The following is a 244-nucleotide window of genomic DNA, read 5'->3' on the forward strand; positions in this document are numbered from 1 at the left end:
CAAAGATGATAGACATTTAAAGTTAACTATAGATTATGATATTCAAAAAAAATTAGAAAAACTAGTAGATAAAGAACAAAATCCAAGCTCAGTAGTTATATCTGATGTAAAAAGTGGAGAAGTATTAGCTATGACATCTAGGCCTAATTTTGATAGAGATTCGATAAGTGAATATTTAAAGATGAGTAATGGAGAATTAGAAAATAGAGCTATAAAATATATGTATGCACCTGGTTCTGTATTT

Annotated in this window: 1 protein-coding gene; it reads left to right on the forward strand. The window is 27.0% G+C overall.

The window, feature by feature from the left end:
• Window positions 1–244, forward strand: a 244-nt coding sequence (locus LI112_RS18045; protein ID WP_255647182.1) for a penicillin-binding transpeptidase domain-containing protein, incomplete at both ends; no start/stop codon positions are given.

The organism is Blautia sp. 210820-DFI.6.14 (assembly GCF_020558815.1).
In the GTDB taxonomy this organism is placed as follows: Bacteria; Bacillota; Clostridia; order Lachnospirales; family Lachnospiraceae; genus Blautia_A; species Blautia_A obeum.